At 34.3% G+C, this 23405-nt stretch carries 17 protein-coding genes; 11 read left to right on the forward strand and 6 right to left on the reverse strand.

Annotated features, from left to right (window positions below):
• A complete protein-coding gene (locus tag RM519_RS10005) occupies positions 1-3285 on the forward strand; it encodes a VCBS repeat-containing protein (RefSeq protein WP_311593649.1) in 3285 nt (1094 codons plus the stop codon).
• 73 nt (positions 3286-3358) lie between these two features.
• Here RM519_RS10005 and RM519_RS10010 read toward each other — a convergent pair whose 3' ends face one another.
• Both RM519_RS10010 and RM519_RS10015 read right to left on the reverse strand, forming a co-directional pair.
• The gene (locus RM519_RS10010) at positions 3359-3988 is read right to left on the reverse strand and encodes a gluconate 2-dehydrogenase subunit 3 family protein (protein WP_311593651.1); all 630 of its coding nucleotides are present in this window, start codon (positions 3986-3988) and stop codon (positions 3359-3361) included.
• 2 nt (positions 3989-3990) lie between these two features.
• Positions 3991-5721: a GMC oxidoreductase gene (locus RM519_RS10015; protein ID WP_311593653.1), complete on the reverse strand. Its 1731-nt coding sequence runs from the start codon at positions 5719-5721 to the stop codon at positions 3991-3993.
• 126 nt (positions 5722-5847) lie between these two features.
• On the opposite strand from RM519_RS10015, the gene RM519_RS10020 reads away from it, so the two are divergent.
• The 10 genes from RM519_RS10020 (at position 5848) to RM519_RS10065 (ending at position 16665) form a co-directional block, all read left to right on the forward strand.
• Entirely contained in the window at positions 5848-6870 is a 1023-nt protein-coding gene (locus tag RM519_RS10020) for a helix-turn-helix transcriptional regulator (RefSeq protein ID WP_311593654.1), read from the forward strand.
• Between the two features lie 211 nt (positions 6871-7081).
• Positions 7082-8017 carry a sugar phosphate isomerase/epimerase family protein gene (locus RM519_RS10025; RefSeq protein ID WP_311593656.1) on the forward strand — a complete coding sequence of 312 codons (936 nt, stop codon included), beginning with the start codon at positions 7082-7084 and terminating at the stop codon, positions 8015-8017.
• A gap of 26 nt (positions 8018-8043) precedes the next feature.
• Entirely contained in the window at positions 8044-9204 is a 1161-nt protein-coding gene (locus tag RM519_RS10030) for an MFS transporter (RefSeq protein ID WP_311593658.1), read from the forward strand.
• A gap of 10 nt (positions 9205-9214) precedes the next feature.
• Positions 9215-10444, forward strand: a complete 1230-nt coding sequence (locus RM519_RS10035; RefSeq protein WP_311593660.1) for a nucleoside permease — start codon at positions 9215-9217, stop codon at positions 10442-10444.
• An 11-nt stretch (positions 10445-10455) separates the two neighbouring features.
• Positions 10456-11595, forward strand: coding sequence for a Gfo/Idh/MocA family protein (locus RM519_RS10040; RefSeq protein ID WP_311593662.1), 1140 nt, complete (start codon positions 10456-10458; stop codon positions 11593-11595).
• Between the two features lies 1 nt (position 11596).
• Positions 11597-12649, forward strand: a complete 1053-nt coding sequence (locus RM519_RS10045) for a sugar phosphate isomerase/epimerase family protein (RefSeq protein ID WP_311593663.1) — start codon at positions 11597-11599, stop codon at positions 12647-12649.
• 39 nt (positions 12650-12688) lie between these two features.
• Positions 12689-14407, forward strand: a complete 1719-nt coding sequence (locus RM519_RS10050; RefSeq protein ID WP_311593665.1) for a GMC family oxidoreductase — start codon at positions 12689-12691, stop codon at positions 14405-14407.
• A gap of 2 nt (positions 14408-14409) precedes the next feature.
• Positions 14410-15114 (forward strand): gluconate 2-dehydrogenase subunit 3 family protein, encoded by a 705-nt coding sequence (locus RM519_RS10055; RefSeq protein WP_311593667.1) that lies wholly within the window; start codon positions 14410-14412, stop codon positions 15112-15114.
• A 24-nt stretch (positions 15115-15138) separates the two neighbouring features.
• Complete coding sequence (locus RM519_RS10060; protein WP_311593669.1) at positions 15139-15822, forward strand: 3-keto-disaccharide hydrolase; 684 nt, start codon at positions 15139-15141, stop codon at positions 15820-15822.
• Positions 15823-15903: 81 nt separating this feature from the next.
• Positions 15904-16665: a 3-keto-disaccharide hydrolase gene (locus RM519_RS10065; RefSeq protein ID WP_311593671.1), complete on the forward strand. Its 762-nt coding sequence runs from the start codon at positions 15904-15906 to the stop codon at positions 16663-16665.
• Here RM519_RS10065 and RM519_RS10070 read toward each other — a convergent pair.
• The 4 genes from RM519_RS10070 to RM519_RS10085 all read right to left on the reverse strand — a co-directional run bounded on the left by RM519_RS10070 (position 16662) and on the right by RM519_RS10085 (position 23208).
• A complete protein-coding gene (locus RM519_RS10070; RefSeq protein ID WP_311593673.1) occupies positions 16662-17642 on the reverse strand; it encodes a Gfo/Idh/MocA family protein in 981 nt (326 codons plus the stop codon). The genes RM519_RS10065 and RM519_RS10070 overlap by 4 nt on opposite strands.
• On the reverse strand, positions 17639-20005 hold the full coding sequence (locus RM519_RS10075) for a penicillin acylase family protein (RefSeq protein WP_311593675.1): 2367 nt from the start codon (positions 20003-20005) through the stop codon (positions 17639-17641). The genes RM519_RS10070 and RM519_RS10075 overlap by 4 nt, the downstream gene beginning before the upstream one ends.
• 95 nt (positions 20006-20100) lie before the next feature.
• Positions 20101-20616 carry a DinB family protein gene (locus tag RM519_RS10080; protein ID WP_311593677.1) on the reverse strand — a complete coding sequence of 172 codons (516 nt, stop codon included), beginning with the start codon at positions 20614-20616 and terminating at the stop codon, positions 20101-20103.
• Positions 20617-23208 (reverse strand): phosphoenolpyruvate carboxylase, encoded by a 2592-nt coding sequence (locus RM519_RS10085; protein ID WP_311593678.1) that lies wholly within the window; start codon positions 23206-23208, stop codon positions 20617-20619. It abuts the gene before it with no gap.
• Positions 23209-23405: the final 197 nt, after the last annotated feature.

Consider the following 23405-nt stretch of genomic DNA (forward strand, 5'->3'; position numbering starts at 1 on the left):
ATGAAAAATCTGATTTTATCCCTTTGTACATTCCTTTTTTTATTTTCATGTTCAGTCGATAAAAAAGAAGGTGATGCGATCTTTAAAAAAATAGATCCCGCATTTAGTGGGATTGACTTTAAAAATAATTTAGTGGAAAATGATTCTTTAAATTATTTGACGTATGCCTATATGTATATGGGTGGAGGAGTCTCAGTTGGAGACGTAAATAATGACGGTTTAAAGGATTTGTTTTTTACCGGAAATATGGTGGAGAATAAATTGTATTTGAATAAGGGAAATTTAAAGTTTGAAGATATAACGGATGCTGCGAAAATTCAAGGAGATGGTAGATGGTTTACAGGGGTAACTATGGCCGATGTAAATGACGATGGTTTTTTAGATATCTATTGTTCTGTTGGTGGTAAGTTCGGCCCAAAAGAAAATTTGCTATATATAAATAATGGCGATTTAACCTTTTCAGAGAAGGCAGTAGAATATGGTTTGGCAGATGTAGGAAACAGCGTTCAGGCAAGTTTCTTTGATTATGATTTAGATGGAGATTTAGACGTATACCTGTCTAACTATCCTCCAACACATTTTAATGCACCTAACAGTTATTACAGGACTAAAATGTCTGATCCAAAAGATGTTGAAACAGATAAATTGTTTAGGAATGATGGAAATAAATTTATTGATGTTACAGACGAAGCAGGTTTAAGAACTTTCGGATTGTCATTAAGTTGTACAATAGGTGATCTAAATAATGATGGATGGCCAGATATTTATGTTTCTAATGATTTCAGTTCTCCAGATTATATGTTTTTTAATAATCAGGATGGTACGTTTTCCGAGCAAGTAAAAAAGACAACAAAACACACTGCTTTTTATGGAATGGGAGTTGATATTGCAGATTATAATAACGATCAACTTTTAGACATAATTCAAGTAGATATGATGGCGAAAAACAACCGTCGTCAAAAAGCAAATATGGCAAGTATGAACCCGAAATTATTTTGGGGAACAGTGAATTCCGGTTTTCATTATCAATACATGCAAAATAACTTACAAGTTAATAATGGAATTTTGAATGATAATCTTCCAGATTTTAGTGATGTTTCAAGAATTGGAGGCTTATCTTCTACGGATTGGAGTTGGGGTCCATTATTTGCAGATTTAGACAATGATGGATTAAAAGATATATTTATTTCTAACGGTACAAGAAGAGAAATAAACAATCGTGATTTCTTTATTGAAATGCAGAAATTAAAACTGTCTAAAGCTGATTTACTAAAGAAAAGTTTAGAGATACCTTCTGAAAAAATTGATAATTTCGTCTACAAAAATACAGGAGATCTAAAATTTGAACAAGTAAATAAGGAATGGGGAATAGAATATCCAGGTTTTTCTAATGGGGTTGTATATGCAGATTTAGATAACGATGGAGATTTGGAAATAGTTCTTAATAATATTGATGACCACGCTACAGTATTCCAAAATTCTAGTTCAGAAACATCGAATTACATTACAATAGATTTTGATGGGATTAAAGGAAATAGAATGGGGTTAGGTAATCGTGTTTATGTTTTGACTGAAGATGAAACTCAGATGCAAGAGTTAACTTTAACTAGAGGGTTCCAGTCGTCAGTAGCGCCCGAACTACATTTTGGCTTAGGACAATCAAGTTCAATTAACAAACTAAAAGTAGTTTGGACTGATGGAAAGACGCAAGTGTTAGAAAACCTTTCGATAAACCAAAAACTAACTTTAAAATATGAGGATGCCGTTTCTATTATGGAGAAGGCTTCAACTAAGAATAAAATATTCTCTGAAAATAGCGCAATAGCATTCCCAGAGCACAAGCATGTTGAGAATTATTATGATGATTTCATAGATCAAGTATTGCTACCACATAAAATGTCTCATTTTGGACCTGCATTGGCCATTGGAGATCTAAACGGAGATGGTAAAGATGATTACTTTGTTGGAGGTTCTTCAAATTATGTAGGGGCTGTTTATTTACAAGAAAATAAAGGTTTTGAGAAAAAAGAAATCTCTGATTTTGAACAAACATTATTAAGTGAAGATGTTGGCGCTACGATTTTTGATGCCGACAATGATGGGGATAATGATTTGTATGTTGTGAGTGGAGGTTATGAGTTTGAACCAAATTCAAAATGGTTGCAAGACCGTTTATATATTAATGATGGAAATGGGAATTTGACATTATCAGAAAATGTATTACCCGAAATGATAGCAAGTGGATCTAGAGTTTATTCAGAAGATTTGAATAAAGACGGAAAGTTAGATTTGGTAGTGCTAGGCAGACAGGTTCCTAAAAATTATCCCTCTCCTGCTAACTCATATATATTATTCAACAAATCAGAAAATGGTGTAGTAAAGTTTGAAAATGTAACGGATAAAGCAATCAATGAATTTACCAATTTAGGAATGGCAACAAGTGCTATTATTACGGACTTTAATAATGATTCTTGGAAAGATATAATTGTAGTTGGAGAATGGATGCCTATTAGAGTTTTTCAAAATAATGAAGGGGTATTTACCGAGGTTTCTGAGAAAATGGGACTAACAAACGATTCAACTAGTTGGTGGTGGAGTATTCAAGAAGGAGATTTTGATAATGATGGTGACATGGATTATATTGTTGGAAATAACGGATTAAATTATAAATACCAGGCTACGGAAGAAGAGACTTTTGATATTTTTATTAATGATTTTGACAAGGATGAGAAAAGCGATATTGTCTTGAGTTATTATAACGAAGGAGAGCAGTTTCCTGTAAGGGGAAGAGAATGTTCATCGCAACAAATTCCAGCTATAAAAACAAAATATAAGAATTACGAAAGTTTTTCTGAAGCAACCCTAGTTGATATTTATACAGAACAAGACCTGAAAAAATCAGTTCATTATCAAGTAAAATCTTTTGCCAGTATTTACCTAGAAAATAAAGATGGAAAATTTATAATACATAAACTACCAAACGAGGCTCAGGTTTCAAGTGTGAACCAGATTTTGGTAGATGATTATAATAATGATGGAAACCTTGATGCTGTGTTGGTAGGGAATTTACATGTGTCAGAAATTGAAACTACTAGAAATGATGCAAGCGTTGGTCAACTTTTGATAGGAGATGGATCTGGTAACTTTAATGCAATGAGCGCAACAGAAAGTGGATTGTTTATTCCAGGAGATGTGAAGGATGCTGGAATTATTTCCGTTGATGAGTCTAATTATATTATTGCAGTTAAAAATGAAGATTTAGTGCAAACGATTAAAATTAACTAAGAGTAAAAACATTGTTTAATAAAAAAGCCAAATCTTAAAGATTTGGCTTTTTTATTAAACTTAGATTAAATTATTACAATGACCAGGCATTTCCGTTTCCTGCTTCTTCTAAAGGAATACAAGCATCGTACCTTCCTGGTATTGGATCATAATTTAAAATATTTTCACCTACATGCTCTGATGTGTAATAGCCATAGAGTGTAAAACGTCTTGTCTGTGTTAAAAATGAATAAATCAAATACGTGTTTAATTTTGTGCCACTTAATTTTGATTTATCTTCTCTTAAAACTCTAAATACTTCTTTCTGTTTGTCATCAGAAATATCAAAATAGGTTGCTAAAATAGTTTCATATTCACCTTTTGTTCCTTCGGAAGCATCTTTTCCAAACACTGAATTAAATTCTGTAGCAAAAGTTGAAGCGCCTTCTTTCATAGCAACTTTCTCATTATCACCTAATATTTCATCAAACATTTTATCCATAAATTCTGGCACAAATACATCAAGGGCACCTGCAGTGTCCGTTTTTGGCAGTATTATATCGGCTAATTGTGTGATTATGTATCCTTCAGTTTTTGTAAAAAATACAGGCGTCCATGTCGCTGCGTCCGAAGTACAGGATTGAAGTACACTCAATATAGTAGGCGTTGCAACAGCATATCCTAGTGTTAACGACATGTTTTTTAGGGCGGCTCTTCTATCCATAATTATGCATTGTTAAATTTATTATTTTTTAATTGTTTAATAGCATGTTTAGCAGCTCTTGCTGTAAGTGCCATATAAGTTAATGAAGGGTTTTGACATGCTGCAGAAGTCATACATGCTCCATCTGTAACATATACATTTTTTACAGTATGAACTTGATTATTCCCATTTAAAACAGAAGTTTTAGGGTCACGTCCCATTCTTGCAGTTCCCATTTCATGAATTCCTAATCCTGGAAAGAACATGTTAGGATTGTCGTTACCTCGAACATTTTTAAAACCAGCAGCTTTTAACATTGCTATCGCTTCTTCTTGAATGTCCTTTTTCATTTTCTTTTCATTTTCTTTGAATTCAACGTCAAAAGTAACCGTTGGTAAGCCCCATTGGTCTAAATTGTCATAATCCAGAGTCATTTTATTTTCATGGTAAGGTAAACATTCTCCAAACCCTCTCATTCCAATACTCCAAGATCCTGGCTTCATTAATTCGTCTTTTAGGTCTTTTCCGTAACTCAATTCTGCTACTCCCCTTTGCCAGTTAGATCTACTTGCACCCCCTTGGTAGCCAAATCCACGTACATAGTCTTTTCGGTCTGTATCTCCTCCTAAATTTCTGAATCTAGGAATATAGAATCCGGCAGGTTTACGACCTTTATAATACTGTTCTTCATATCCTTCAACTTGAGCACTTGCACCAACAGATAAGTGATGGTCCATTATATTATGGCCTAATTCTCCACTATCATTTCCTAATCCATTCGGAAATCTTTCAGATTTTGATTGCATTAAAATTGAAGCGGTAGCAATTGCGGATGCACAACTGAAAATTATTTTTGCATTGTAAACTGTGGCTTCTTTGGTATTTGCATCTATCACTTTAACTCCAGTTGCTAATTTTGTTTTGTCATCATAAACGATTTCATGAACAATGGAATTTGGTCTTAGAACCATATTTCCAGTTTTTTTTGCTGCTGGAAGTGTAGAAGATAAACTGCTAAAATAGCCTCCAAAAGGACAACCTCTGATACATCTATTTCTAAATTGACATTTATCTCTTCCTTCGTGTTTTTTTTCTCCAGTAATATGTGCGGTTCTTGCATGCGCAATTACCCTACCATCATCAAAAGACTCTGCTACTTTTTCGGCTAAGAATTCTTCTACACAATTGAACCCGAAAGGGGGTGAGTATTTTCCATTTGGTAGTGGATCTATATCCATATTTTCTCCTTGAATTCCAATGTACTCTTCAACTTTGTCATACCACGGAGCAATATCATTGTAGCGGATAGGCCAATCTACACCATTTCCATCACGTTTGTTTTCTTCAAAGTCTCTCGCACTCCATCTATAGCAATGTCTACCCCATGTAATGGAACGACCTCCTACATGATATCCACGCATCCAATCAAAACGTTTTGTCTCATTATATGGATGGTCAATATCATCTACAAAAAAATGTTCAGATGCCGGACTTGTTGTATATCCAGTTCTATCCTGTTTTGCTTTGCGTTCTTTAATTCTTTTGGTTTTCTCACCTCTGTTATCAAAATCCCATGGGTCCATATTCATGGTAGGGTAACCTTCAATGTGCTTAACCATACGTCCTCTCTCAAGAACCAAAGTTTTTAGTCCTCCTTCGCATAATTCTTTTGCTGCCCATCCTCCTGATATTCCAGATCCAATAACAATGGCATCATACAGTTCGTTCGTCTGTATTTTTGAATTTGTAGTCATATATAATTGTTAAAATTTAAAAGGTAAAGAATTATTTATGCAGAATCATAAAAATGAATGTTAAATAACTCTTTAAGTATGGGCAAAATAGTTAATTTGCGGCTGCTTTTTGTTCAAAATATTTCAGTGAAAATAAATATACAAAAAATACAGCCTTATATAGAAGATGATATTGTCTATCATGCAGATACCTGTTTGCCTTTAATTGATGCCGTTTCAAGAAAAAAATTAAAGTTTAAAGCATTGGCTAGATATACTTATCCAGGAGACCGCTTGTCCGAAGACACTAAGGGGTTAAGTTCTATAGGATATTGGGATGCAGATGAGCCTCAAGATTGGGGCTTAGATTGGCATCGTAATGAAGGTATTGAGGTGCATTATTTAGAGTCGGGTTCTATGCCGTATTCTCAAGGCGATAAAACACTTAAATTGCTACCGAATTATTTAACGGTGACAAGGCCTTGGGAGGCGCATAAGGTCGGAGATCCTTCTATAGGGATGGGGAAGTTTTACTGGGTTATTATTGATTTGGACGTTAGAAGGCCACATCAAAATTGGACATGGCCAGACTGGATTTTGCTGACTAAAAAAGACTTGAACAGATTAACAACATTGTTAAGGCACGATGACAAATGGCTGTGGAAAGCAAACAATAAAATAGCCTCATGTTTTCAAAGATTAGGAAAAGTTGTGGATACTGACGTTAACGGTTCTAATGACTCTAAAATTAGACTCATAATTAATGACTTGCTATTGTGTTTATTACAATTGTTAGAAGAAGATGAAATAGTTTTAAACGAGTCGTTAGTGGATAGTTCTAGAAGTGTGCAGTTGTTTTTGAATGAGTTGGAAACACGCTTATCAGACAGTTGGACAATTGAAAAAATGGCAGCTTCGGCTGGAGTAGGATTGACACGGTTTACGCATCATTGTAAGAAGTTGACGAATCTTACGCCAATGCGTTTTTTGGCTATGAAAAGAGTTGAGATGTCCAAATCTCTATTACTTGAAAATCCAAATTTAAGTATAACTGAGGTGGCATATAGTTGTGGGTTTGCAACTGGTCAATACTTTTCGACTGTGTTTAAGCGTCATGAAAAATGTACTCCTTTAGAGTTTAGAAGTAATCATTTGGTAGAATTCGATTAAATTTTCTTCATTTATAGAGATAGATATTGATTTTATCACAATTCATTCTTTGTTTTTTGTATAAATTCTTTCACTGGTAAAAAATAGACAGCGTTCCTGTATTGATTTTTTATCTTGACCTAGATTTGCAAGGTTAAAAAATAGACTTTCACTTCAAATTAGAATCAAAGACGATTCATTAAATTAAAATCAATCAGTAAATTATAAGTAAATGAAAAAAGTACAGTTTTTATCAAAATTATTCTTAATAGTGTTTTTAAGTACAGCAATGTTTAGTTCTTGTACTCCTGAGAAAAAAGAATTAAAAATTTCATTAGCGCAATGGTCATATCATAGAGCATTCAGAAATGATGGAGTCGATCCATTTGAGTTTGCTAAAATGGCTAAAGAATTAGATATTGAAGGCTTGGAATACGTGAGTCAATTATATACGCATGGAATGGCGGATCAAGACAAGGCAACTGAGATCCCTAAAATAGCTACAGAACTAAAAAAGCGTAGTGAATTACATGGTAGAACCAATGTTTTAATCATGGTAGATGGTGAAGGTCCATTAGCAAGTTCAGATGAAAAGAAAAGAAATCAAGCAATTTTGAATCACTCTTACTGGGTGGATGCTGCAGCGACTTTGGGTTGTACGTCAATTCGTGTAAATTTGGCTCCTACAAGAGGGTTGAGTGACGAAGAATGGCACAAAAATTCAGTTATTGGTTTAGGTGCATTGGCTGATATTGCGGCAAAAAAGAATATCAATGTAATTGTAGAGAATCATGGAGGAATTTCTTCTGATGGTGCAAAATTAGCAGCAGTTATGGCAGAAATTAATAAGTCAAATTGTGGTACTTTACCAGATTTTGGAAACTTTTGTATCGATGGTAGCCCAAGAGGAGATTGTAAAGTTGAGTATGATAGATACAAGGGAACGAAAGAATTAATGCCTTACGCTAAAGGTGTTAGCGCTAAATCGTATGACTTTGATGTTGAAGGAAATGAGACTAAAATGGATTACAATAAATTGTTGCAAATTGTAAAGGATGCCGGATATACTGGATTTATTGGAGTTGAATACGAAGGAGATAGATTAAGTGAAAAAGAAGGAATTATTGCAACGAAAGAATTGTTGTTGAAAATAGGATTAGAATATTAATCAAATAACTAACTAAATACTTTAACATGGAAGGAATTAATAAAAACAGATTGTTTTTGGCCAGTTGTATGGCTTTGGTCGTAACTTCAATGACATTTGCTATTAGAGCAAGATTAGAAACAGTTTTTGGACCTGAAGGGGTAGGACTTACATTGGAGCAAATTGGTTATGCATTTACTCCAGCATTCTGGGGATTTACCTTAGCAATGATTATTGGTGGTCCTTTAGTTGATTCTTTAGGTATAAAAAAAATTACTTGGATTGCATTTATTACCCATGCAATTGGAATTGTGTTGACGATTACTGCAACATCAATGACTTCGTTATTTATAGCTACACTTTTTGTTGGAATTGGAAACGGTATGGTTGAGGCTGCATTAAATCCTATGATTGCATCTATTTATCCTAAGAATAAGGTGAAGATGTTAAATAGATTCCATGTGTGGTTTCCTGGTGGAATTGTAATTGGCTCATTAGTAGGTTACCTTATTATGGATGTGATGGGATTAGGTTGGCAAATAATGGTTGCTACTTTATTTATTCCGCTTATTATTTATGCGGTGATGTTTTTAGGTCAAAAGTTCCCCGTTACAGAACGAGTAGAAATGGGTGTTAGTTATAACGACATGTTAAAAAGTGTAGGAAAACCGTTATTCTTATTTATGGTGTTTTGTATGTTATTAACTGCAGCATCAGAATTAGGGACAACACAAAGAATAGAATCTTTATTGAAAACTTCAGGGGCAGCACCGCTCTTAGTATTGGCTTTTATTAACGGAATCATGGCTTTAGGAAGGGCTTTTGCCGGACCTGTAATTCATAAAATGCAGCCTGCTGGTATGCTATTGTTCTCCGCAATATTTACTTTTATTGGTTTGTGGCTACTTACCATAACTTCAGGTGGCATGTTATTTTTAGCAGCTGCAGTATTTGCTGTTGGTGTTACGTTCTTCTGGCCGACAATGATTGGTTTTGTAGCGGAGTATTTGCCGGAAACAGGAGCCCTTGGAATGTCTATTATGGGTGGAGCAGGAATGCTTTCTGTATCAATTGTTTTGCCAATAATGGGTAAAATTATGGATGATGCTGGTGCGAACGAAGCGCTTAGAACAATGTCCGTCTTACCTTTGATATTGATAGTGTTGTTCGTAGGGTTGAATGTTTATATGAAAAAAAGGAAAGCCTAAGGTTAACTTCATGAATACTAAAATTAAGATTCAGTTGTCCTTAATGATGTTTCTCGAATTTTTTATTTGGGGAGGATGGTTTGTTACACTTGGGTCTTTTTTAAGTAATAATTTGGGGGCTATAGATTCTGAATCTGCCATGGCTTATGCAACCCAGTCTTGGGGTGCCATTATTGCTCCTTTTGTAATTGGATTAATTGCAGACAAGTATTTTAATGCTGAAAAAATACTAGGAGTCCTGCATTTAATTGGAGCCGGGCTCATGTATTTAATGTATACGTCGGATGATTTTGCAACATTTTACCCATATATTTTAGCATATATGATCGCATATATGCCAACATTAGCGTTGGTAAATTCAGTGGCGTTTAATCAGATGAAAGATCCTTCAAAAGAGTTTCCTTTCATTCGTGTATTTGGAACAATTGGCTGGATTTTGGCGGGCTGGATTATAAGTCTTGTATTTAAATGGGATGCTTCAGAAAGTATTCAAAAAGGCTTGTTGTCTAATACATTTTTAATGGTGGCAATTGCTTCATTAGTATTAGGTATATTCAGTTTTACCTTACCTAAAACGCCACCAAAAATAACGAAAGGAGAAAAAGTAACGATTACTGAAATGCTGGGGTTAGACGCATTAAAATTATTAAAGGATAAAAATTATTTTATCTTCTTTATTTCATCAGTTTTAATTTGTATTCCTTTAGCATTTTACTATCAAAACATTAGTTTGTTTTTAACAGAATCTGCGGTAGAAGATTCCACTTTTTGGGCTTCTATGGGGCAATTGTCTGAAGTGTTGTTTATGTTGTTGTTACCTTTTTTCTTTAAAAGGTATGGTTTTAAGAAAACGATATTAGTTGGTATGTTGGCATGGACCGTTCGTTATCTGTTATTTGCATACGGGAATTCGGGTGACTTATTCTTTACTATTGTGATTGGAATTGCGTTACACGGTATATGTTATGACTTCTTTTTTGTATCAGGTCAAATTTACACAGATTCTAAAGCGGGAGAAAAAATAAAAAGTGCTGCTCAAGGATTAATAACATTAGCAACATACGGTGTTGGAATGTTAATCGGTTTTTGGGTTGCAGGAAAAATTGGAGATCATTTTTTAATAGAAAATGGAGCGCATATATGGAAAAACATTTGGCTATTCCCAGCCTTATTTGCATTGGGAGTTTTCATGATTTTTCTAGCATTGTTTAAAAATGAAAAAATAGAATTTACAGAATAAAAAATAAAATTATGAGTAATAAATTAAGACTTGGAGTTCTTGGTGGTGGAGGAGATTCGCTTATCGGTGTATTGCATAGAGTTGCATCTGCAATGTTCGATCAATATCAAATTGTTGGAGGGGTTTTTAATCCAGATTTTGAGCAAAATAAAGGATTTGCCGAGGAAATAGGTCTGCCTACCAATAGAATTTATTCCGATTTTGATACAATGGTAGCGGAAGAATTGAAACTTCCTGAAGAAGAGAGAATGCAAGTGGTGTCTATTTTAACACCTAACTTTTTGCATTTTCCAATGGCAAAGAAGTTGATAGAATCAGGGTTCAATGTTATTTGTGAAAAGCCTATGACAACAACCTATGAAGAAGCAAAAGTATTGGAGGCTTCATTAGAAAAATCAGGAACTGTATTTGCATTAACTCATACTTATACGGGTTACCCAATGGTACGTCAAATGCGTGAAATGATTAAGGAAGGTGTTTTAGGTAAAATTCATAAAGTAGATGCTCAATATTATCAAGGGTGGATCAATCCAATAATTCATGATGAAGAAAGCCGTAAATCAACTTGGAGATTGGATCCTGAAAAAGCAGGAATTAGTTGTTGTGTTGGTGATATTGGTGTGCATGCTTTTAATTTAATTGAGTTCACAACCGGTTTAGAAGTAGATACTATTTTGGCGGATTTTAATTATTTGTATAGCGATAATAAAATGGATATCGATGCGTCTGTATTGGTTAGAATGTCTGAGAATGTGAAGGGGATTGTGCGTTCAAGTCAGGTTGCAACAGGTGAAGAGAATAATATAAGTTTGGCCATTTACGGTGATAAAGCAGGGTTAAAATGGGAACAAGAAAATCCTAATTATCTTTATGTATTAACTGATGATAAACCTTTGCAAGTATTAAAACCAGGTCATGCTTATAATAGTGATTTGTCATTAGATGGTACAAAATTACCACCGGGACATCCAGAAGGGATTTTTGATTCAATGGGGAATATTTATAAAGGAGTTGCGAAGGCAATTCGAGGATTGGAATATAATTCAGGAGAATTCCCAACAATGAGAGATGGAGTTAGGGGAATGAGTTTTATTGAGAAAACAGTAGAGTCGAATGCAAACGGAAATGTTTGGGTAAAAATAGAAGGATAATATGAAGACAATAAAAGGACCTGCGGTATTTTTAGCACAATTTGTAGACAGTAAAGCACCATTTAACACTTTAGACGGAATGTGTAAATGGGCAGCTGATTTAGGATATAAAGGAGTTCAAATTCCAACTTGGGAAAACTTTTTAATAGATTTAGATAAGGCTGCAGAAAGTCAAACTTATTGTGATGAGCTAAAAGGGACAATCAATTCGTATGGATTGGAAATTACAGAGTTGTCTACGCATTTACAGGGGCAACTGGTTGCGGTTAATCCAGCATACGACTTAATGTTCGATAATTTTGCACCGGATGCTGTAAAGAACAATCCAAAAGCAAGAACCGAATGGGCAGTAGATACTGTGAAGAAAGCGGCGGTAGCGAGTAAAAATTTGGGATTAAATGTGCACGCAACTTTTTCGGGCTCATTGTTATGGCATACGGCTCATCCTTGGCCTCAACGCCCAGCCGGCTTGGTAGAAATGGGCTTTGCAGAGTTAGCAAAGCGTTGGAAACCTATATTGGATGTTTACGATGAAAATGGGGTAGATGTTTGTTATGAAGTGCATCCTGGTGAAGATATCCACGATGGCGACACATTTGAACGATTTTTAGCAGCAACTAATAATCACAAACGAGTAAATATTTTATATGATCCTTCACATTTTGTGTTGCAACAATTAGATTATATAGCCTACATAGATCATTATCATGAGTTTATTAAATCCTTCCATGTAAAGGATTCAGAATTTAACCCAACGGGTAAAAAAGGTGCCTTTGGTGGATTTAATGATTGGGGAGACAGAGCGGGAAGATACCGCTCGTTGGGAGATGGTCAGATAGACTTTAAAACTATATTTAGTAAATTAACACAATACGGTTGTGATGTTTGGGCTGTAATGGAATGGGAGTGTTGTATCAAATCACCGGAGCAAGGGGCAAGAGAAGGAGCAAAGTTTATCCAAGACCATATTATTGAAGCAACGGAAAAAACCTTTGATGATTTCGCTGGTGCAGAAATTGACAAGGGTACATTAAAGAAAATATTAGGGATATAATCCGTAAATTAAAGCACTTAACTAAAACGACTATTTAAAATGCAAATAAAAGAATCACCAGACACGTTTGATGCCATTATTGTTGGTTCAGGTGCTGGAGGAGGGATGGCGACCAAGATACTTTCTGAAGCCGGATTGAATATCGCGGTGGTTGAAGCCGGTCCGTTTTTCGACCCTAAAGATCCAAAAACACAAACACAATTAAAATGGCCATATGAATCTCCGAGACGTGGTGCATCTACAACTAGAGCTTTTGGCGATTATGATGCTGCCTATGGAGGTTGGGAAATAGAAGGTGAGCCATATACCAGAAAGCCAGGAACTAAATTCGATTGGTTTAGATCTAGAATGTTAGGAGGTAGAACAAATCATTGGGGAAGAATTTCTTTAAGATTTGGTCCTTTAGATTTTAAAAGAAAAGACCATGATGGATTGGGAGAAAATTGGCCAATATCATATGATGATGTAAAGCCATATTATGATAAAGTTGATAAACTTATTGGGGTTTTTGGAAGTAAAGAAAATATTCCAAATGAGCCAGATGGATTCTTTTTACCAGCACCTAAGCCAAGATTACATGAGATGTATTATATCAAAGGCGCGCGTAAAGCAAATATTCCTGTTATACCTTCGAGGCTATCAATTTTAACAAAAAGAATAAACAATGAAAGAGGTGTTTGTTTTTACTGTTCTCAATGTAGTAGGTCTTGTAGTGTGTATGGGGATTTCTCTTCAGGTTCTTGTTTAATATTTCCAGCGCAAAAGAATGGCGGGCAAATTACGTTGTTCAACGATTCTATGGTTCGTGAAGTAGTAACAGATGATGCTGGAAAAGCAAGAGGTGTTATTTTTATAAATAAAAAAGACAGGAAAGAATATCAACTAAATGCTAAGGTCGTTGTTTTGGCGGCATCAGCATGTAGTTCTGCTCGTATCTTACTGAATTCTAAAAGTAAACATCATAAAGATGGTTTAGGAAATAGTAGTGGTGTTGTAGGTAAATATTTACATGATTCAACTGGAGCTAATAGAATGGCGTTTATTCCTGAATTAATGAATCGTAAAACCTATAATGAAGATGGTGTTGGAGGGATGCATGTGTATACGCCATGGTGGGGAAATGATAAGAAGTTAAAGTTCCCAAGAGGGTATCATATTGAAGTTTGGGGTGGACTAGGAATGCCTGCTTATGGATTCGGTTTTAATCCAAACTATTTAAATAAATATGTTGGAGAAGAAGTTGGAGGTTATGGAGATCAATTAAGAGATGATGTAAAGAAATTTTATGGATCTGTTATTGGTGTAGCGGGACGTGGAGAGAGTATTCCAATGGAAAGCAATTATTGTGAAATAGATCCAGATGTTGTCGATGAATGGGGAATCCCGGTGTTAAGGTTTAACTATAAATGGAGTGAACATGAAATCAATCAAGCGGAGCATATGCAAGATTCGTTTGAAGAGATTTTTGATGGAATGGGAGCGAAAGTGTTAGGAAGTAGGCCAACGGCCGAAAACAAATTTGGTTTAGAAGCACCAGGTAGAATTATTCATGAAGTAGGAACTACTAGAATGGGTAATGATCCAAAAACTTCGGTTACGAATAAGTACAATCAATTACACGACGTGAAGAATGTATTTATTGTAGATGCTGGACCATTTGTGTCGCAGGCAGATAAGAATCCGACTTGGACAATTTTAGCCTTGTCTTGGAGAGCATGTGATTATATCGTTAAAGAATTAAAAAGTCAAAATTTATAGTTATGGATAGAAGAGATACAATAAAGTCATTGTTACTTGGTTCTGTTGCGGCAGGTTTGGCTTTAAATGGATGTGCTCCTGATGTTTCTAGTGAAGAAACATTGAAGCCATTGGCAAATGGATTGTATGGAAGAACTCCTGAGGAAGTTGAACGCGATGAAAAATTAAATTCTGAAGAATTTTTTAATGGTCACGAATTATCGACCATTGCAGTTTTGTGCGATATTATTTTACCTAAAACCAATTCATCTAATTCTGCCACGGAAGTTGGTGTTACTAGTTTTATAGAATTTATAGCGAAGGATTTACCAAATTATAAAACTCCTATTAGAGGTGGAATTATGTGGTTAGATTCTTTTAGTAATAGATTGTATGGTAAAGAATTTGAGAAATGTTCAAATACAGAACAATTGGCCGTATGTGATCAAATTGCATATCCAGAAAAAACAGCACCAGAATTAAAGCAAGGAGAAAAATTCTTCTCTACCATGCGTAATTTAACCATGACAGGCTATTTTACGTCAAAAGAAGGGCTTCAAGATTTAGGATATAAAGGCAATACACCAAATGTTTGGGACGGAATTCCAGAAGATGTTTTAAAAGCACATGGTATGGCCTATGAAAAAGAGTGGTTGGCAAAATGTGTAGACCAATCTAAGAGAGGAGATATTGCTGTTTGGGATGATAATGGAAATTTAATTAGTTAATTCTAAGAACAAAAAAATATAATAATGAAAAGATTAATTTATGTATTAATGGCAGGGATGTTATTTGTTTCCTGTAAAGCTCAAAACGATTGGATCACCTTGTTTGATGGGTCGAATTATGATCATTGGAAAGGCTATGCTATAGACGGGATGCATCCTGAATGGTCTATTGACGGTGATGCTATGAAGTTTACTCCAGGAAAAAAGAACGGAAAAAATATTATTACAAAACAGACATTTGAAAATTTTGAATTATCAATAGAATGGAAAATTTCAGAAGGAGGAAATAGTGGAATTTTTTGGAGTGTATTTGAAGATAAAAAATACAAAGAAGCATATCAAACGGGGCCTGAGATTCAGGTGTTAGATAATGAACGTCATCCAGATGCACGGAATAATCCTAAGTTTCATCAGGCAGGTGCATTATATGATATGGTTCAGCCCATGCATGATGTGTGTAATCCAGCAGGAGAATGGAATCATGTGCTGTTAAAAGTAGATCATAATGCCAATAAAGGTGTTGTGACTTTAAATGGAACTGTAATTGTTGAGTTTCCGGTTAATGGTCCAGAATGGGATTCCTTGATAGAAAACTCAAAATTTAAAGGTTGGGATGGATTTGGAAAATATACTGACGGCCACATCGGATTGCAGGATCATTCGGATATAGTTTGGTATAGAGATATAAAAATTAGAAAGTTGGATTAAAATTGTATGAATTAATTAATCAAGCTCAATGGGGGTTCTTTATTAGAACCCTTTCTTTTTGAAATAAAAAAGTAATAAAGAATGAAAAATAAAATATTAGTAGGTTTAGTTGTGTTTTTTATAATTAACAATGCTATTGCCCAAGTTGGAGAAAAAGAGCCAACAAAACCAGAAGAAACTGAATTGTGGGAGCCAAAGGTACCTGTTGTAAAAACAAATGGAATTGGCGCTCCGCCATCTGATGCTATTGTTTTGTTTGATGGAGAAAACTTAAATGCCTGGCAACATATTGAAGATAAAAGCCCAGCAGAATGGATTTTGAACGGAGATGGAAGCATGACGGTTAAGGATAAATCTGGCGATATTGAGACCAAGCAAGAATTTGGCAGTGTGCAATTGCATATTGAGTGGCGCTCTAATAAAAACAGTACTGGAAGCGGTCAATCAAAGTCTAATAGTGGTGTTTGGTTGCAGAGTAAATATGAAGTTCAAATTGTAGATAGTAATGATAATCCAACCTATGTAAATGGTCAGGTAGGAAGTGTTTATAAACAGTCTGTTCCTTTAGCTATGGCATCTGTCCCAACTGGAGAATGGAATTCTTATGACATCATTTATCATGCGCCTGAGTTTGATTCAAAAGGGATGAAAACGAAATCGGCCACAGTAACTGTCTTGCATAATGGCGTTTTAATTCAAGATCATTTTGCAATTTTAGGAACTGCACAATACATTGGTTGGCCTAAAAACCCACCTCATGGAAAAGCACCTTTAAGGTTGCAAGATCATCATGATAAAAGTGGTGTTTCCTTTCGTAATATTTGGGTAAGAGAATTGGATTAATCTTCCATAGGGTAGGTAAGTCCAATTTTTTCTCTTACGCTATCTAATTGCGAAATTAAATCTAAACTGTTTTGATGTGACCATAAATCACTTTCAATTTTATGGTCATTTAAGCATTTATGACATTCTTCTATTTCATGAGAATATCCTAAGCCCGTTTTAGTTAATTCAATCAATTCAGTATGGTCGTCTTTAATAATGCTAAAACGATCTGCTTGATGCCATCGGTCGTGAATATGAATTTGTCCTTCGGTACCTGAAATTCTTACGGTCATGTCAGAATGAGAAGTAAACCCACAATATAATATGGCACTTGCTTTTTTGTAATTAAATAACATGGAAGTTTGAATGTCAGCACCAGTTTCTTTTTTAAATAAGGCCCTAGCATTAATGCTTTCGGGTATTCCTAGTATAGCATAACTTAAAAAAACCGGGTATATTCCAATATCTAACAAAGCACCTCCTGCCAAATCTAAATTAAAAACTCTACTTTCTAATGCATGATTAGATAAGAATGCGAAATCTGCGTTTATGTAGTTAACCTCGCCTATTTCACCATCATTTATTCTTTTCAATACTTCAACAAAAACAGGATTGAATCTGGTCCATAATGCTTCCATAAAAAAACAATTTGTTTTCTTAGAAGTGTCAATCATTTGCTGCGCTTCTTTTTTATTAATTCCAAGTGGTTTTTCACACAAAACATGTTTGCCGTGTTCCATGGCTTCAATGCTCAGTTGGGCATGACTATAATGTGGTGTAGCAATATATATAATGTCAATTTCGCTATCATTAAATAGGGCGTTGTATGAGTTGTATGCAAGTCTTGCATCATGCTTAGAAGCAAATTGTTTTGCTTTATCTTCTGATCTTGATGCTACTGCATGCAATTCGGCATCATTAAATAATGAAAGGTCTGCAGCAAATTTATTTGCAATATTTCCGCAACCAATTATTCCCCATTTAATTTTTTTCATTTCTCTATTGTAAAAGTGAGTTTTGTCGAAACTTTTTCGATTTCTTCTTTGTTCATTTTCATTTTTCGAAACTCATTATTCGCATACATTTCTGCTTGATCCTTATAGAATTCACTAAATGGATTTCCAGAATTACCGGTAGGTAAAATACTCATGCTGTTTTCAATATCTGAAAAATCAATGATTCTTCTTGTAGAAGGTCCGGCATGAACTTCGTAAGTACCGTCATTTGTAAATTTATAGGCTAAATTGTTGATGACTTCTTTGCTTCCTGCTACTTCAAAAGGACCTACATTAAAAAACGACCGTAAAACTGAAATTTCTCCGAAAGGATGTTTGTGTTCAAGTGTGTGAACACGATTCCATGTCCAATTTGAAATATCGTCTCCAAATTGTTCTCTTAAAACCGCTACAGTTTCAGAAAAAGAAATTCTTAAAATATCAGATCTACTTTCTCTATCGTTTGTTGAGGTGTTATCCCACCAAATAGACTTTTCTTTGTTTAATTGCTCGGCAATAGTTCTACCCGCTAAATGTGTTTTTGTGAAGTTTCTGAATGATGTTTCTCCCATCTCATCTTGAAATGTATTTTCTAAGAAGCGGTAAATATATTTTGTATAGATAGTTGCAGCTATACTTTTTTTATTAAAGTCTCCATCCCAATTTGTAAGAGTTTCTAAAGCCTCTTTTTCTATTTCGTTTAGTTGTTTTTTTTCAATAGATTCAGTTATAATTTTTACATTATTCGGTGCAACAGCCGATTTTGTATCTGAAATCATTTTCATAAAATCTGTTTTGGTCCAATCGTTTTTAGGGTCTAAAAGTTCAGTAATTCTTTTGGCTCTATCTTCTGGTAGATAATAGCCTGGGTAAAGTATTCCGGCAATAGAATCTGGCTGATTATTGGCAGAATACACATAATTCCATGTTGGGTTATGTGCCTGTGGATTTTGAGTAAAATTTAAATAATCTTTTATTTCATGATTTCCTGTTCCGCTTAAAATTAATTTTGAATTTGCATTTTCTGGTAATTTATATAATTGAGCAGCCGCCCACCATGAAACATTTCCATCGGCATCTCCATACATAATGTTTAGTCCTGGAGCATGAATTTTTGCAACTCCTTTTTTTACATCGTCTAAATTTTTTGCTCTAGACATTTCATATAAAGAAGTTAAAAGTTGATTTGGAATTTTGGTGTAAATCCAAGACATGGAGATTGGTCTATCCGTATCAATGGTTTCAACAATACCATTCATTACAGGTCCATGTATAGTTGATTTTAATTCAAAAGTTATTGGTTCTTCATCCTTAACGTTTATTGTTTTTTTCGTACTTGAGTAATCTCGGTAACTTCTTTTAAATTGATATTTAGAATCATCATTCGGGTGGTTTCTCTCTTGGTAAAAATCAATATCATCATTTTCGAACATGGTTATTCCATATGCATAGTTTCGATTATGAGAAAGCACAGGGAAAGGCACAGCCCCTAAATAATAGCCGTAACTTTCAAAATTTGGAGTTTCAATATGTGCTTCGTACCAAACAGATGGTGAAGAGAAAGCGATATGAGGATCGTTGGCAAATAATACTTTACCGCTTTCGGTTTTATTACCATTTACAACCCAACTATTAGAGCCTATAAACGGAGGAATTGGAGAATTCTCCATAATTTCATTTATAGCCACAGTTAAATCTTCAATATGCTCGTTGTAATTTTTTATTAAAGTTGAATTAGCAGGAACTTGAATACCAAGTTCGTTTAAATATCGATACCCTAGTTTTTTTTGTAGTGAAGTTAATAGAGGGTCAGTTTTATGCGCCATGGCAAAACTGAACGCCATATAACCAATAACATTGTAGGTGTCTTTTAGCGTAAAGTTTTCTTTCTTTAATCCTAAAATTTTATATTCAATCGGAGTAGGTCCTTTTGCTATAAATTCATTGATGCCCTCTAAATAGGCGTTTGCCATTTTATAAGTGTCACTATTCTTGCTGAGAAGTTTAACTGATTCTTCAGAGTATTCATCAATACCTAAACTTGCGAATAGTTTATCGTTTTCAAGTGCTGCTTCTCCAAAAAGTTCTGATAATTTTCCTGGTGCTATGCGTCTTAATAATTCCATTTGCCATAAGCGATCCTGGGCATGAACATAGCCTAAAGAACGTACAGCATCTTCTTCCGTGTTTGCATAAATATGCGGTATGCCGTAATCATCAAAATATACCGAGGTTTTATTGTAGAGGCCATTCAGGGTAATTTCACCTTTATAAGTGGGTTTTAAGCTGTTTATAAAAAGGAATAATGCAATGATTAGAATAGCAATCAGTGCTAAGGAAAATTTTAAAATTCTTTTTTTCATAATAACAAGGTATTTCATGTGAAGAAATACAAATGTTAAAAATAAGATTTTTTATGTTCCTATTTTAGTTGGGGTTTAAATTTAAGAGAACTCTTTTATAAATAGCGTTCTCGAAGTATTTCAATGTGATGATTTTCATGGCCAATGATAATAAATCCTGCTGCACGAGTCGATAATTTATGGTCACTAGCAATGCCAATATTTGTAAGCATTGATTCTGAAAAAGATTTAAACAGTGCAATCGTGTTATTTCTGGCTGCAATAAAATCTTCAATTAAATCAGTCTTAGTTCTGCTATTAGCCTCGGCATAATTATTAAACTCATCTTGATCAAACCCTGGAAGGTGCACTTGATCGTTCCTTGCGATTCGCAAAGCGCGATTCGCAAAAATACGTTCCGTATCAATTATATGAAGTAATAATTCTTTGATAGTCCATTTGTCAATATCGTAAGCATAGTCGAATTTCTCTTCAGATAATGACTCTAATAAAGAGACCGTTTCCATTTTGTTTTGAACAAGACCTTCGACAAGGTCATGTTCTTTAACCTTTGCAATGTAGGTTTGATAATAGTTGAAATATTCGTCTTTAGTTAAATCTTTTATTGTCATCTATGCTGAGTTTCTACTTGCATTAATATTTCCAAATAATGAACGTGTTACAATCTTTTCATACACCCCAATTTGTTTTAAATCCGGTTTAGATTGACGCTTTAATTCTTGAATTTTTCTTAATGCATATTGTTGAATTGTAAGCAAAGGTAATACAATATGTTCTCTTACTTCAATAGAAGCTTTTCCTTCCGGACTTGTTTCCATTAATTTGGTGTGACCAGCAACTTCTAAAATAAGCCTTTTTGAAAGTTCATATTCCGCGTATATTAATTTCCAAAATGCTCCAAATTCAGGATCGTCAGCCATATAAGACGTCAACTCAAAAAATGATTTTGAAAGTGACATCATACTGTTTTCTAAAAGGGTTTTAAAAAAGTCAGAATTTTCATATAAATCCTTTATTTTTTGTAGTTCACCCTTCTCTTCATATTTTTTAATGGCAGTTCCAACTCCAAAGAAACCAGGAACGTTTTGTTTTAACTGACTCCAAGATCCAACGAAAGGAATCGCTCGTAAATCAGAAAAATTAAGTTGAGCAGATTTAGATCTTTTAGACGGTCTACTTCCAATATTAGTTTTGGCGTAGAATTGAAGTGTGCTCATTTGCTCCAAATAAGGAAGGAACTTTGGATGATTTTTAAAATCTACATACGACTGATAACTCGTATTGGCCATATCATTTAATAATTCCTTTTCATTCTTTGAAAGTACATTTCTATTTCCGCTAAATAATTCATTAGAAATCCCAGCACTTAACAATTGTTCTAAATTGTATTGCGATGATTCTAATGTTCCGAAATTTGAACTAATAGTTTGTCCTTGCACTGTTAATTGAATTTCTTGATTTTCAATTGTAGGTCCAAATGACGCGTAGAATTGATGTGTTTTTCCTCCTCCTCGAGCAGGTGGTCCTCCACGGCCATCAAAGAATATAACTTTAATACCATATTTTCTAGACATGGCCGTAAGATTTTCTTTTGCCTTGTATATTCCCCAATTTGCCATTAAATAACCTCCATCTTTTGTTCCGTCAGAAAAACCAAGCATTATAGTTTGCTTGAACTTTCTGTTCTTAAGATGCTTCATATAGGCTTTATTTTGATACAGTTGTTCCATTACTTTGTCTGCAACTAATAGATCATCTACAGTTTCGAACAATGGAATAACATCTACCGGTAACTTACCTCCAAACCCGCAAAGATTTAGCATAGCAAAGGTTTGCATTACATTTAAGGCAGTCTGATTGTTGCTAATAATATATCGGTTACAGCCAAGTTCTCCATTTTTCTTTTGGATTGTTTTTAATGCATAAATAGATCCAATTGTCTTATTTAGGACTTCGTCTTTGTAACCTTCTGGTTTAATTTTTCCTTTTACCGTCGATAAAAATTCAACTTGTTCATCGGCGCTCCAAGAAGTATAGTTTACAGGGAATGTAGGGTCCCCTTCATTCTGTAATTCTTCAACCAACTCAGTAAAAGCGTTGTGGTGTACACGACTGTCTTGTCTAATGTCTAAGGTTGCAAAATGGAATCCAAATAGATTAACCTTATGAATCAAATCGTCTAATTCGTCTAAGAATAGAGATTTGTGCTGTTCAATAATGGTGACTCTTATTTGTTGTAATTCATTTTTAAACTCTTCTAATTTTAGTTGTTTACGTTGCGCAATAGGAAATGTAATTTCTTCATAGATACGTTTCTCTAGATTGAACACGGGGTCTTTTACACCTTCAAAAGTTAAGCGTCTTTTCAATTTTCTTAGATCTCTAAAATAGTTTGTCATTAAAGAGTGTCTCAGTCTTTCTGCTACTTGAAGTGTTATTTCTGTTGTTACAAAAGGATTTCCATCTCTGTCTCCTCCTGGCCAAAACCCTATATTTATAACCTCATTGTCAAGAGGTCTGCCCGCTGCAATGTTATTTTCAATGTAATTGCTGATTTTAGAAAAAGAATGATAAAATACATTTTCTAAGTACCAGATTAAGTTTACCGCTTCATCAAAAGGCGTTGGCTTTTGTTGTTTAAAAAACTGTGTTTTTCCAAGTTGAGCAAGTAATTTTTTAATCATTACAAGATCACCTTCTTTAATGGCTTTAGTCAGATCTGTAATAATTCCGAGAACAGTTCCTGGGTAAAATTGAGTTGGATGTGCAGTTAGTACTATTCTGACTTTAAAATCATTTAAATATTTAACTAATTCTTCCCTTTTATTCGAAGACTTGGCAACTTCTTTGATGTTTCTTAAAGTGCCCAACCCATTCATATTGTTAATAATAGGGAATGCAGAATCTTCAATAGCATCAAATAACACCACTTGTCTTTCTATATATTGAATAAAGCGGAACATTAAATCTACGCGCTCCTCTTCCGTTGGGTTCTCTTGGTATTTTTCAAAAAAATACTCTACAATTTCTGTTGGATTTTTTTTGTTTTTGAATCCTTTTTCACAAGTTTCATGAAACAAAGGTAGCATCACTCCTGTACTGCTAATACTATCAAATGGTAAGCCAGTGAATACACTGTTGTACATTTGAAAATTCCCCAATACATTATCGTTAAATCGTTTTAATTTTGTTTTTAAGGCCATTGTAAAATATTCATGTTTTGAGCGAAGTTACAAAAGGATGTTTAATCAATATATATCTTGAATAAAGAATTACGAGTATTGTATTGGTATTGTTGGTAATTCATTAAATGCAGAATAAAATAGTGTATTTTTTGTTGAATCCATAAATTAAAAATTAATAAAATTAAGAATTCAATAAATTAAATGTTTAAAATACT

Origin of the sequence: Urechidicola vernalis (assembly GCF_031846385.1) — a bacterium.
In the GTDB taxonomy this organism is placed as follows: Bacteria; Bacteroidota; Bacteroidia; order Flavobacteriales; family Flavobacteriaceae; genus Urechidicola; species Urechidicola vernalis.